This window comes from Microbacterium saccharophilum, assembly GCF_007992455.1.
GTDB classification, from domain to species: Bacteria; Actinomycetota; Actinomycetes; order Actinomycetales; family Microbacteriaceae; genus Microbacterium; species Microbacterium saccharophilum.
In genome coordinates this window covers 62,905-75,331 of the sequence record NZ_BKAH01000007.1, presented here as the reverse complement: position 1 = coordinate 75,331, position 12,427 = coordinate 62,905, and the positions used below count along the sequence as shown (strand labels likewise).

General features: G+C 73.0%; 13 protein-coding genes. 11 read left to right on the top strand and 2 right to left on the bottom strand.

Features of this window, described 5'->3' with window-relative positions:
• Positions 1–7 precede the first annotated feature (7 nt).
• The 3 genes from MSA03_RS08845 to rbfA all read left to right on the top strand — a co-directional run bounded on the left by MSA03_RS08845 (position 8) and on the right by rbfA (position 3,617).
• Complete coding sequence (locus MSA03_RS08845) at positions 8–259, top strand: YlxR family protein (protein WP_051526209.1); 252 nt, start codon at positions 8–10, stop codon at positions 257–259.
• A 92-nt stretch (positions 260–351) separates the two neighbouring features.
• A complete protein-coding gene (gene infB, locus MSA03_RS08840) occupies positions 352–3,117 on the top strand; it encodes a translation initiation factor IF-2 (RefSeq protein WP_174799864.1) in 2,766 nt (921 codons plus the stop codon).
• A 56-nt stretch (positions 3,118–3,173) separates the two neighbouring features.
• Complete coding sequence (rbfA, locus tag MSA03_RS08835; protein WP_028496064.1) at positions 3,174–3,617, top strand: 30S ribosome-binding factor RbfA; 444 nt, start codon at positions 3,174–3,176, stop codon at positions 3,615–3,617.
• A gap of 15 nt (positions 3,618–3,632) precedes the next feature.
• Here the strand turns inward: rbfA and MSA03_RS08830 are convergent, their stop codons facing one another.
• Entirely contained in the window at positions 3,633–4,493 is an 861-nt protein-coding gene (locus MSA03_RS08830; protein WP_147050547.1) for an iron-sulfur binding domain-containing protein, read from the bottom strand.
• Between the two features lie 90 nt (positions 4,494–4,583).
• Between MSA03_RS08830 and MSA03_RS08825 the strand changes: the two genes are divergently transcribed.
• From MSA03_RS08825 to MSA03_RS08805, 5 genes are read left to right on the top strand one after another with little or no spacing between them, the layout of a single operon-like run.
• The gene (locus MSA03_RS08825) at positions 4,584–5,264 is read left to right on the top strand and encodes a nucleoside/nucleotide kinase family protein (RefSeq protein ID WP_028496062.1); all 681 of its coding nucleotides are present in this window, start codon (positions 4,584–4,586) and stop codon (positions 5,262–5,264) included.
• Positions 5,264–6,157, top strand: coding sequence for a tRNA pseudouridine(55) synthase TruB (gene truB / locus MSA03_RS08820; RefSeq protein WP_147050545.1), 894 nt, complete (start codon positions 5,264–5,266; stop codon positions 6,155–6,157). Before MSA03_RS08825 ends, truB begins: the two co-directional genes overlap by 1 nt.
• A complete protein-coding gene (locus MSA03_RS08815) occupies positions 6,154–6,522 on the top strand; it encodes a hypothetical protein (RefSeq protein WP_147050543.1) in 369 nt (122 codons plus the stop codon). Before truB ends, MSA03_RS08815 begins: the two co-directional genes overlap by 4 nt.
• A 42-nt stretch (positions 6,523–6,564) precedes the next feature.
• The gene (locus tag MSA03_RS08810; protein WP_147050541.1) at positions 6,565–7,008 is read left to right on the top strand and encodes a hypothetical protein; all 444 of its coding nucleotides are present in this window, start codon (positions 6,565–6,567) and stop codon (positions 7,006–7,008) included.
• On the top strand, positions 7,005–7,967 hold the full coding sequence (locus MSA03_RS08805; protein WP_147050539.1) for a bifunctional riboflavin kinase/FAD synthetase: 963 nt from the start codon (positions 7,005–7,007) through the stop codon (positions 7,965–7,967). The genes MSA03_RS08810 and MSA03_RS08805 overlap by 4 nt, the downstream gene beginning before the upstream one ends.
• 28 nt (positions 7,968–7,995) lie before the next feature.
• Here MSA03_RS08805 and deoC read toward each other — a convergent pair whose 3' ends face one another.
• Positions 7,996–8,712, bottom strand: coding sequence for a deoxyribose-phosphate aldolase (gene deoC / locus MSA03_RS08800; RefSeq protein WP_147050537.1), 717 nt, complete (start codon positions 8,710–8,712; stop codon positions 7,996–7,998).
• Positions 8,713–8,835: 123 nt separating this feature from the next.
• On the opposite strand from deoC, the gene MSA03_RS08795 reads away from it, so the two are divergent.
• Genes MSA03_RS08795 through MSA03_RS08785 form a run of 3 tightly spaced genes read left to right on the top strand, consistent with a single transcriptional unit; the run spans position 8,836 to position 12,249 of the window.
• Positions 8,836–9,720, top strand: a complete 885-nt coding sequence (locus MSA03_RS08795) for a glycerophosphodiester phosphodiesterase (RefSeq protein ID WP_147050535.1) — start codon at positions 8,836–8,838, stop codon at positions 9,718–9,720.
• 58 nt (positions 9,721–9,778) lie between these two features.
• Positions 9,779–9,991 carry a heavy-metal-associated domain-containing protein gene (locus tag MSA03_RS08790; RefSeq protein ID WP_147050534.1) on the top strand — a complete coding sequence of 71 codons (213 nt, stop codon included), beginning with the start codon at positions 9,779–9,781 and terminating at the stop codon, positions 9,989–9,991.
• Positions 9,991–12,249: a heavy metal translocating P-type ATPase gene (locus MSA03_RS08785; protein ID WP_147050532.1), complete on the top strand. Its 2,259-nt coding sequence runs from the start codon at positions 9,991–9,993 to the stop codon at positions 12,247–12,249. The genes MSA03_RS08790 and MSA03_RS08785 overlap by 1 nt, the downstream gene beginning before the upstream one ends.
• The last annotated feature ends 178 nt before the right edge of the window (positions 12,250–12,427 follow it).

Below are 12,427 nucleotides of genomic sequence, written 5' to 3'. Positions count from 1 at the left end.
GGGTAGGATGGAACCTGTTCGAACGTGCGTGGGATGCCGCGCGCGTGCCCCTCGATCCGCACTCCTGAGAGTCGTGGCCCGTGACGGCATCCTCGTCGCCGACGAGAAAGCCGTGCTTCCGGGGAGGGGGACGTGGGTGCATGACACGGACGAGTGCGTGACCGCCGCCATCCGGCGCCGCGCCTTCGGACGAGCATTGCGTGTGTCCGGTGACCTGGACACGCAGACCTTTCAAGACACCCACCAGCGAAACGGCTGAACGGCTATGGACACAAAGTGAACGGCTCGAAATGAGACCCGTCCGCAAGTAACGGTCTGCCCTGTCCTGGGTAGGCCCCAGACAGGAGAATTGTGGCAAAACCACGCGTGCACGAGATCGCTTCCGAGCTCGGCGTCGACAGCAAAGTCGCCCTCGCGAAGCTGAAGGAGCTCGGCGAATTCGTCAAGAGCCCCTCATCCACCATCGAGCCCCCCGTGGCTCGCAAGCTTCGGGCTGCGCTCGAGGCTGAAGGCGCTGCGGCGCCCGCGGCATCGGCGGCGCCGAAGGCCGCGGCCAAGCCCGCGACCCCGGGCCGCCCCGGTCCCGCCCGTCCCGCCGCTCCGGCGCCGGCCGCCCCGGCGCCCGCCGCGCCCGCGCCCGCCGCTGCGGCACCCGCTGCACCGGCCGCCCCGGCACCGGCGGCTCCGGCCGCCCCGGCAGCTCCGGCTCCCGCCGCCGCCGCCGAGGCACCGACCCCCGGCGCCCCCGCACCGGCGGCGCCCGGCGCGACGCCCGGCGCACCGCAGCCCCCGCGTCCCGGTGGCGCGCGCCCCGGGAACAACCCGTTCGCGTCGGCGCAGGGCATGGGCCAGCGGCCCGCCGGCCCGCGCCCGGGTAACAACCCGTTCGCGTCCGCGCAGGGCATGGGCCAGCGTCCGAGCCCCGGCAACATCCCGCGTCCCCAGGCTCCGCGCCCGGGTGCACCGCGTCCCGGGGCCCCGCGTCCCGGCGGTGCGGGTCGTCCCGGCGGTGCCGGTCGTCCCGGCGCCCCCTTCCAGCAGCGTCCCGGCGGCCCCGGCCGGCCCGGTGGCGCTCCCGGCGGGTTCCAGCGTCCCGGTGCACCGGCAGGCGGCGGCTTCGCCGGTCGTCCCGGTGGTGGCGGCGGTCGTGGCCGCGGCCCCGGCGGCGGCACGGCCGGCGCCTTCGGCAAGGGCGGCGGCAAGTCCAAGCAGCGCAAGTCGCGGCGGGCGAAGCGGCAAGAGTTCGAGATGCGGGATGCCCCCGTCGTCGGCGGCGTCAACGTCTCCCGCGGCAACGGGGAGATCATCCGCATGCGCCGTGGCGCGTCGATCTCGGACTTCGCCGACAAGATCGAGACGCTGACCGGCTACACGGTGCAGCCCGGCACGCTCGTGACGATCCTGTTCAACCTCGGTGAGATGGCCACGGCGACGGAGTCGCTGGACGAGGCCACCTTCGAGGTGCTCGGCGCCGAGCTCGGCTACAAGATCCAGATGGTCTCTCCCGAAGACGAGGACAAGGAGCTCCTGGAGAGCTTCGGTCTCGACCTCGATCAGGAGCTCGAGGACGAGAACGAGGAAGACCTCGAGATCCGTCCGCCCGTCGTGACCGTCATGGGCCACGTCGACCACGGTAAGACGCGCCTCCTCGACGCGATCCGCAACGCGAACGTCGTCGCCGGCGAGGCCGGTGGCATCACGCAGCACATCGGTGCCTACCAGGTGTGGACCGAGCACGACGGCATCGAGCGCGCGATCACCTTCATCGACACCCCGGGTCACGAGGCGTTCACCGCCATGCGCGCCCGTGGTGCGCAGGTGACCGACATCGCGATCCTCGTGGTCGCCGCCGACGACGGCATCATGCCGCAGACGGTGGAGGCGCTCAACCACGCCCAGGCGGCCAACGTGCCGATCGTCGTGGCGGTCAACAAGGTCGACAAGCCCGACGCCAACCCGGCCAAGGTGCGCCAGCAGCTCACCGAGTACGGCCTCGTCGCCGAGGAGTACGGCGGGGACGTCATGTTCGTCGACGTGTCGGCGCGCGACGGCCTCAACATCCAGGCCCTCCTGGATGCCGTGCTGCTCACCGCCGACGCCGGGCTCGACCTCACGGCCAACCCGAACAAGGCGGCGCGCGGTGTCGCGATCGAAGCCAAGCTCGACAAGGGTCGCGGTTCGGTCGCCACGGTGCTCATCCAGTCCGGAACGCTCCGCGTCGGCGACGCGATCGTCGCGGGCACCGCGTACGGCCGCGTCCGCGCCATGGCGGACGAGAACGGCGAGCCGGTCCTCGAGGCCGCCCCGTCGCGTCCCGTGCAGGTGCAGGGCCTGAACTCCGTCCCGCGTGCCGGTGACACGTTCATCGTCACAGAGGAGGACCGCCTCGCCCGCCAGATCGCGGAGAAGCGCGAAGCCGCCGAGCGCAACGCGCAGCTGGCCAAGGCCCGCAAGCGCATCTCGCTCGAGGACTTCACCCGCGCGCTCGAAGAGGGCAAGGTCGAGTCGCTCAACCTCATCATCAAGGGCGACGTGTCCGGTGCCGTCGAGGCGCTGGAGGAGTCGCTCCTCAAGATCGAGGTCGACGACTCGGTGCAGCTGCGGATCATCCACCGCGGTGTGGGTGCCGTCACGGAGTCCGACGTCAACCTCGCGACGATCGACAACGCGATCGTCATCGGCTTCAACGTCCGTCCGGACGCGAAGGCCCGGGAGCGCGCCGCCCGCGAGGGTGTCGACATCCGGTTCTACTCGGTCATCTACAACGCGATCGACGACGTCGAGCAGTCGCTCAAGGGCCTGCTCAAGCCGGAGTTCGAAGAGGTGCAGTCGGGTGTCGCCGAGATCCGCGAGGTGTTCCGCTCCTCGAAGTTCGGCAACATCGCCGGTGTCATCGTCCGCTCCGGAACGATCACCCGAAACGCCAAGGCGCGCATCATCCGCGACGGCGTCGTGGTCGCCGATGGCCTGGCCATCGAGTCGCTGCGCCGCTTCAAGGACGATGTCACCGAGGTGCGCACCGACTACGAAGCCGGTATCGGCCTGGGCAAGTACAACGACATCCAGGTGGGCGACGAGATCGAGACCACCGAGATGGTGGAGAAGCCGCGAGGCTGAGTCGCAACCGCTGAGGGGCGCCCACGGGCGTCCCTCAGCCGTCGAAGGGAACACTCATGGCCAGTGAACGTCAAGCGCGCCTCGGCGACCGCATCCGCGTCATCCTCGCGGAGCGCCTCGAGAAGGGGCTGCGCGACCCGCGCCTCGGCTTCGTGACGATCACGGACGTCCGCGTGACGGGCGACCTGCAGCACGCGTCGGTGTTCTACACCGTGTACGGCTCCGACGAGGAGCGCGCCTCCTCCGCGGAGGCGCTGAAGGCGGCGACCGGGATGCTGCGCAGCGAGGTCGGCAAGCACCTCAACGTGCGCCTGACCCCGTCGCTGGAGTTCATCCCCGACGCGCTGCCGGAGACCGCCGGGCACATCGCCGAGCTGCTCCGCGAAGCGCGCGAGCGCGACGCCGCCGTGCAGGGTCTCGCGACCGGCGCGACGTACGCCGGCGACGCCGACCCGTACGTGAAGCCGCGCGAGCTGGACGACGAGGCCGACGAGGCCTGAGGCGCGACAGCCGGCTCAGGCCGGCAGTCGCAGCATGCCGTCGGCGGCCTCCGCCAGCCCGTCGGCGATGAGCGAGTCGATCGCCCGATCCCGTTGCAGGGGATCGGGCCAATCGGGCAGCACGTCCGCGACGGGCACGGCGTGCGTCCCGCGCAGGGCCCGCAGCACGGCGCCGCGCGCCTGCCGGTCGCTGCCCTCGTACGCCGCCTGACGGCGCCGGTCGTCGCCGGTGTCGGGGTAGCCCGCCGCCCGCCACGCGCAGACCTCCGCGAGCGGGCAGGCTTCGCAGCGCGGGGACCGCGCCGTGCACACGACGGCGCCGAGCTCCATGGTCGCGGCGTTGACGATCGCGGCCTCGCCGTCGTCGTCCGGCAGGATCGCCGCCATCGCCGCGAGGTCGCGCCTGGCCGGCGGGCCGGGCTGCGACCGGCCGTCCACCGCGCGGGCCAGGACGCGCCGCGTGTTGGTGTCGACGACGGGATGCCGGTCGCCGTACGCGAAGGTCGCGACGGCCCGCGCCGTGTAGTCGCCGATGCCCGACAGTGCCAGCAGCGCGTCGACCTCACGCGGCACGACACCGGCGTGGCGGTCGCGGATCTCGACGGCGGCGCGGTGCAGCCACAGCGCCCGGCGCGGGTAGCCGAGGTTCGCCCACTGGCGCACGGCCTCCGCGGGCGGTGCGGCGGCGAGGTCGGCGGGGGAGGGCCACCGCGTGAGCCAGGCCTCCAGATGCGGGATGACCCGCGTCACCGGCGTCTGCTGCAGCATGAACTCGCTCACCAGCACGCCCCACGCCCCGAACCCCGGTGCCCGCCAGGGGAGATCCCGCGCGTTGACGCGGTACCAGTCCAGGAGCGGGCGGGCGAGGTCGGGCACCGCTCCAGCCTACGCAACCGGGGGCATGCGGATGCCGCGAGTGACCGCCGCGGCACGGAACGGCGGCGTCCCGCCGCCTAGGCTGGAGGCATGCGACTTCCCGTCACGCCCGCCTCCACGCTGTGGCGCGAGCTCCGCGACGAGGTGCGACAGCATTACCGGCGCGGCCGCGTGATCGTCGGCGTGGACGGCGAGGACGGTGCCGGCAAGACGACGTTCGCCGACAACCTCGCCGCCGTGTTCGGCGAAGACGGGTCCGCCGTCCTCCGCGCGTCGATCGACGGCTTCCACCGACCCCGCGCGGAGCGCTACGCGCGCGGACGCAGCTCACCGGAGGGGTACTACCTCGACTCGTACGACTACGCGACGTTCCGGCGGGTGCTGATCGATCCGTTCCGCAGCGGGCCGACGACGGACACCGGGTTCCAGACCGCCGTGTTCGACGTCGACCGCGACGAGCCCGTCGCGTCGGAGTGGGTGACGGCGCCGCGCGACGCCGTCCTCATCGTGGACGGTGTCTTCCTGAACCGCCCCGAGCTTCGCGGCATCTGGAACTGGTCGGTGTGGCTGGACGTCCCCGTCGACGTGCGCTTCGCGCGCATGGCGGAACGCGACGGCAGCGACCCCGACCCGGCGGCCGAGGCGAACCGGCGCTACCGGGCGGGGATGGAGCTGTACCTGCGTGACGGCGATCCTCGGCGCGCCGCCTCGGCCATCGTCGACAACGCCGACCCCGCCGCTCCGGCCCGCGTCTACCGGGACTTCTGCTGATGGCCGCGCCCCGCGGCATCCTGCTGGTCGACAAGCCGGGCAGGATCACGAGCCACGACGTCGTCGCCCGCGCGCGACGCGCGCTGCAGACCCGCAAGATCGGCCACGCCGGGACCCTGGACCCCATGGCGACCGGGCTCCTCGTCCTCGGCGTCGGTCCCGCGACCCGCCTCCTCACCTACATCGTGGGCCTCGACAAGACGTACGAGGCGACGATCCGCCTCGGCGTCGCGACCGACTCCGACGACGCCGACGGCGTCGAGACGACACGGGCGGATGCCGCCGCGATCGACGCCGTCACCGAGGATGCCATCACGGCCGGCGTCGCCGCGCTGACCGGACCCATCTCGCAGGTGCCGAGCCGCGTCTCAGCCATCAAGGTCGGCGGCCGGCGCGCCTACGATCTGGCCCGCGCGGGGGAGCATGTCGAGCTCGCGGCGCGCGAGGTCACCGTGTCCCGGTTCGAGGTCACCGGCATCCGCCGGGCGGACGGCGTGATCGACCTCGACGTCGTCGTGGACTGCTCGAGCGGCACCTACATCCGCGCGCTCGCGCGGGACCTCGGTGCGGCGCTCGACGTCGGGGGGCATCTCACGAGGCTCCGCCGCACGCGCATCGGCCCGTTCGAGGTCACCGACGCGGTCACCGACGTCGCCCCGGACACCCCGCTGCGCGGCGACGCCGAGGTGGCTGCCTCCGTCCTGGGCGCCTTCCCCGTCACCGCCGAGGAGGCCCGCGATCTCCGGCACGGCAAGCGCCTCACCGGCGCCGCCGCGCGGCTGGCCACCGCGAACCCCGCCGCCATCGACCCGGACGGCCGCCTCGTCGGGATCGTCGAGCGCCGCGGGGACGACGTCAAGAGCATCATGAACATGGCTGAGGAGCCCCTGTGATCCTGTGGTTCACCATCGTCCAGCTCGTCGCCGCGTGCGGCGTCGGCCTGCTGTGCATCGTGCTGGGACTCGCCGGCCGGCGCCCCAGCGACCTGTCGGTGGGCGGGCTCGCCCTCATCCTCCTGCTCCTGATCGCCCAGGTGGTCATCGCGATCGTCGCGCCCCTCGCCGGCAACCCCCCGTCGGGAAGCGCGCTGGAGTACTGGGTGTACCTCGTCTCGGCGGTGCTCCTGCCCCCCGCCGGTGTCGCGTGGGCGCTCATCGAGCGCAGCCGGTGGAGCACCGTCATCATGGGGATCGCCGCGCTCGCGGTCGCGGTCATGGTGTGGCGCATGCACGTGATCTGGACCGTCCAGGTCGCCTGAGCGCGCGGGCGGAGGCTCTCCGCCGCCTATCATTGACAGGTCATGTCCACGACCCGCCCCCGCATGACCGGCATCGCCCGCGTCCTCGTGATCGTCTACGCGATCATGGCGATGGCGGCCACCGGTCGCTCCTTCGTCCAGATCGTCCGCGAGTTCGACGCCGCTCCGCTGGCGTACTCGCTGTCGGCGCTCGCCGCCGTCGTCTACATCCTCGCGACCCTCGCCCTGATCCTGAGCGCGTCGCGGGCCTGGTACCTCGTCGCGTGGGTCGCGATCGGCTTCGAGCTCGTCGGCGTCCTCGTCGTCGGCACGCTGTCGCTCGTCGTCCCCGCGCTGTTCGATCACCCGACCGTCTGGTCCGGCTTCGGGGCCGGCTACCTCTGGGTGCCGCTCGTCCTGCCGTTCCTGGGCCTGTGGTGGCTGACCCACACGCGCAACGCCGTGGCCGAGGAGATCGACCCCGCCCTGGAACGGTCGTCCTGGTGATCGTCTTCCGCGAGCCGTCCGAGGTGCCGGCGGGATTCGGGCCGAGCGTCATCGCGATCGGCAAGTTCGACGGCGTGCACTCCGGTCACCGTGCCGTCATCGACCGTGCGCGCGTCGCCGCGGAGGATGCCGGCGCCCGCGTCGTCGCGGTCACCTTCGACCGCAACCCGTTGAGCCTCCTGCGCCCCGAGATCTGCCCGGCGCCCCTCGTCAGCCTCGACCAGAAGCTGCACCTCCTCGCGGAGCAGGGCGTCGACGCGACGCTCGTCCTCCGCTTCGACGAGCAGCTGGCCTCCCTCACCGCCCGTGCCTTCGTGGAGCACGTCCTCGTCGACGCGCTCGGGGTCGTGAAGGTCCTGGTCGGCGAGGACTTCCGCTTCGGCCGCGGGGGAGCGGGCGACCCCGCGCTCCTGGGCGAACTCGGCGCCGAGTTCGGGTTCCGTGCCGACGTCGTCGGCGACGTCGAGGGCGGCGGTCGCCGCGTCTCCTCGACGTGGGTCCGCACCCTCCTCGCCGAGGGCGACGTCGAGGGTGCCGCCCGGCTGCTCGGGCGTCCGCACGCCGTGCAGGGCGAGGTCGTCCACGGGCTCAAGCGGGGCCGCGAGCTCGGCTTCCCGACCGCGAACCTGTCCGCCGACGTGGAGGGCTTCATCCCCGCGGACGGGGTCTATGCCGGGTGGCTCGTCGACGAGGGGCCGTCCGCGGAGGCGGCGGCGATGCACGCCGTCACCCGCTACCCCGCGGCCATCTCCGTCGGCACGAACCCGACCTTCGACGACGTGCTCGTGCGCCAGGTCGAGGCGTACGTGCTGGACGAGACCGACCTCGACCTGTACGGTCACCGCGTCTCGGTGACCTTCACCGACCGCATCCGCGGGATGGTCGCGTTCGAGGGCATCGAGCCGCTCATCGCGCAGATGACCCACGACGTCGCCGACGTGCGCGCCGCCCTCTCCTGAGCGAGGACGCGCGCGGCCCGTGTGGGCGTCAGTAGGACGAGTCGTCGACCGCGCCGGTCGCGCCCTCACCGGCATCCACCCGGCGTGCCTCGCCCAGGATGACGGCGCTGCCGCTCGTGCCGAGGCGGGTCGCGCCGGCGGCGATCATGGCGAGGGCGTCGGCGTAGCTGCGGACTCCGCCGGAGGCCTTGACCTGCACAGCCGGGCCGACGTTCGCACGCATGAGGCGGACGTGCTCGACGGTCGCGCCGCCGCCGGCGAAACCGGTGGACGTCTTGACGAAGTGCGCGCCGCCGGCCTCGGTCAGGCGGCTGCCGCGGGCGATCTGCTCGTCATCGAGGTATGCCGTCTCGAGGATCACCTTCGTGATGTGACCGGAGGCCGCCTCGACGACGGCGCGGATGTCGTCGGTGACGACATCGTCGAAGCCGGAGCGGAGCGCGCCGATGTTGACGACCATGTCGACCTCGGTCGCGCCGTCGGCGAGCGCCTGACGCACCTCGGCGACCTTCGCGGCCGTCGAAGTGGTGCCGTGCGGGAAGCCGATGACGGTGCCAACGGCCACTCCCGTGCCGGCGAGCCGGCTGGCGGCGTGGGCGATGTCGCTCGGGCGCACGCACACGCTGAACACGCCCCACTCGGCGGCGATGTCGAGTTCGGCATCGACCTGATCGCGCGTCAGTTCGGGCTTGAGGATCGCGTGGTCGAGGGTCGCGGCGAGTTCGCGCTCGGAGATAGTGGCCATGCAGCCAGCGTACGCCGACCGCCAGGGGCCGCGCGAAGCACCGACGCAGTGGTAACGGAAAGGTAACGGCCTCCGCTACAGTGGGCCGCGACGACGACGTCACCGAAGTGAAGGACCACCCCGATGCCCGAATCGAGGACGGCCGAACGGCTTCCCGCCCTGCTCATCGTCTGCGCGCTCGCCGTGGCGTGCGTCGTGGTCATCATGACCGGGGTGACGCCCACGAGGATCTCCGCGCAGGACCTGTGGGGCACGGTGCGCACGCCCGGCGAGCGCGTGTTCATCGCGAGCCACCGCGGGGGTGCGGAGGCGGCGCCGGAGAACACCCTGCCCGCCGTGGCGGCTGCGCTCGCGGCCGGCTTCGAGTACGTCGAGGTCGACCTCGCGCTCACCGCCGACGGCCACGCCGTCCTGATGCACGACGCCATGGTCGACCGCACTACGGACGGACACGGGCCCCTCGCGCGGCTGACACTCGCCGAGGTCCGGGCGCTCGATGCAGGGTCCTGGTACGCGCCCCGCTACGCCGGGACGCCCGTGCCTACGGCGGTGGAGTTCCTCGACCTGCTGGCCGAGCGGGACGGCCGCGCCCTGCTCGACCTCAAGGGCACCTGGACGACAGACGCCGCTGCGGCGCTCGCCGACGCCGTGCTGTCCCGCGGACTCGAACGGCGCGTCGTGGCCGCGAGCTTCGACGCCCGGACCCTCGCCCTCGTGGCGGCCCGGACGGATGCGATTCCGCGGATGGCAATCCTGCGCACGATCCCCGCCGATGCCGTGCAGGCCATGCGGGAGGTCGACGTCCGCGGCATCGTCGTCGACCGTGCGGCGGTCGCGGCCCGTCCCGAGGTCGTCGCCGAGCTGCACGACGCCGACCTCCGCGTCGTGGTCTACACGCTCAACAGCGACCGGCACTGGGATGCCGCCGTGGGGTGGGGGGTGGACGGGATCGTCACCGACGACCCCGGCGCCCTCGACCTCTGGCAGCGCGGCCTCGCGTCGGACTGAGGAATACCCCCGGGGGGTACTCTGTTGGGGCAGGTGAACACACCACGAGGAGAACCCCATGAGCACCCAGGCCTACACCGTCGAAGGAATGACCTGCGGCCACTGCGCCGCCGCCGTCACCCGCGAGGTGAGCGCCGTGGCCGGCGTGTCCGAGGTCGCCGTCGACGTCGCGGCGAAGACGGTCACCGTCACCGGTGACGCCATGCCCGCCGACGAGGCCATCGCCGCCGCCGTCGCCGAGGCGGGCTACAGTCTCACCGGCCGCCGCTGATGACCGCGGCACCGGACGGTGCCGCGGTGCGGGGCGCCGTCCTCGACATCGAGGGCATGACCTGCGCGAGCTGCGTCGCACGCGTGGAGAAGCGGCTGCAGCTGGTCGAGGGCGTGACGGCATCCGTCAACCTCGCGACCGAGACCGCTCGTGTCAGCTTCCCGCAGGACCTCGACCCGGAGCGGCTCGTCGCGGCCGTCCGTGAAGCCGGCTACGACGCGGAGATCCGCACGCCGCGGACGGAGCCCGCGGGACACGACGCCCCCGCGCACGAGGCCGAGGGTGGGCACGTCCACGACGTCGCCGACAGGCCCGGCTCGACGCCGCTGCGCACCCGCCTGCTCGTGAGCCTCGCACTCGCCGTCCCGGTCGTCGCGTTCGGCATGATCCCGGCCTGGCAGTTCCCCGGCTGGCAGTGGGTCTCCCTCGTCCTCACGGCGCCCATCGTGCTGTGGGGCGGCTGGCCGTTCCACCGTGCCACCCTCGCGAACGCGCGCCACGGCGCCATGACGATGGACACCCTCATCACGCTCGGCACGATGGCCGCGTTCGGCTGGAGCGTGTGGGCGCTGCTCTTCGGCTCGGCCGGCCGGATCGGCCTGATGCACGAGGTCGTCCTGTTCGGCCCCGTGCACGACGCGACGGCGCTCGTCTACTTCGAGGTCGCCGCCGCCGTCACCGTCTTCCTCCTCCTCGGACGCTTCATCGAGCAGCGCTCGAAGGGGCGCGCCGGCGCCGCCCTGCACGCGCTGCTGCAGCTCGCCGCGAAGGACGTCGAACTCGCCGACGGCACACGCGTCCCGGTCGAGCGCCTCCGCGTCGGCGACGTGTTCGTCGTCCGGCCCGGGGAGAAGGTGGCCACCGACGGCATCGTCCGCGAGGGCCGCGCCTCGGTCGACGAGAGCATGATGACCGGCGAATCCGTCCCCGTCGACGTGAGCGCCGGGGATGCCGTGACCGGCGGCACGCTCGCCGCCGACGGCCGGCTGATCGTCGAGGCCACGAGCGTCGGCGACGACACGCGCCTCGCGCACCTCGCACGCCTCGTGGAGGAGGCCCAGGCGGGGAAGAGCCGCGTGCAGCGCCTCGCCGACCGCATCTCGGCGGTCTTCGTGCCCATCGTCATCGCGCTCGCCGTGCTGACCCTCCTCGGCTGGATCGCCGCGGGGCAGCCGCCGGCCGCGGGCTTCACCGCCGCCGTGGCCGTGCTCATCATCGCCTGCCCGTGCGCACTGGGCCTCGCGACCCCCATCGCGATCCTCGTCGGCACCGGCCGCGGCGCCCAGCTGGGCGTCCTCATCACGGGCCCGGAGGCCCTCGAGAGCGCCGAGCGCATCGACACGATCGTCCTCGACAAGACCGGGACCGTCACCGAGGGGCGGATGACGGTCGTCGCCGTCACCCGGGTCGGCGACGCCGCGACCGCCGACATCCAGCACCTGATCGGCTCGCTCGAGCACGCATCCGAGCATCCCCTCGCCCGCGCGCTCGCCGGCCTCACGGCGGAGCACGCGCCGGTGGCCGATTTCGCGGGCCTCGCGGGACGGGGCGTCACCGGCACCGTCGACGGGCATGCGGTGTTCGCCGGTCGTGCGGCGTTCGCCGCCGCGCAGGCCGGTGCGCTCCCGGAGGCGGCCCGCGCCGCCGTCGACCGCATCGAGGCGGACGGGGCGACCGCCGTCGTCGCCGGCTGGGACGGCCGCGTGCGCGCCGTCCTCGCGGTCGCCGACACGGTGCGCGATGACAGCGCCGAGACCATCGGGGCTCTCCGGCGCCTGGGCCTGGACGTCATCCTGCTCACCGGCGACAACGCCGGCGCCGCGCGCGCCGCCGCCCACGCCGTCGGAATCGACCGCGTCATCGCGGGCGTCCTGCCGGAGGGCAAGGTCGACGAGATCGCGCGCCTGCGCGCCGAGGGGCACCGCGTCGCCATGGTCGGCGACGGCGTCAACGACGCCGCGGCGCTCGCCACCGCCGATCTCGGCATCGCGATGGGCGGCGGGACCGACGCCGCCATGCACGCGAGCGACATCGCCCTCGCCGGGCACGGCATCGCCCCCGTGGTCACCGCGATCCGGCTGAGCCGTCGCACGATGCGGGTCATCCGCGGCAACCTGTTCTGGGCCTTCGCGTACAACGTCGCCGCGCTGCCGCTGGCAGCGCTCGGCCTCCTGAACCCGATGATCGCGGGCGCGGCCATGGCGTTCTCCAGCGTGTTCGTCGTGCTCAACAGCCTGCGCTTGCGCACGGCGCCGTGACGACGCGCTAGACTTTCCGCGAGGACCGCACCCCGCCGTCGCCGCAGCTCGCAGAAGCGAGTACCCGCAGCCGGGAGGATCGGGCCCCACGTATTCCCGCCGCCGCTTCGCGGCGACTCCGTTCGACCGGCCGCACGATCGCCGGACAGCCGGCCCTGCGCCGGCTCTCACGCTCAGG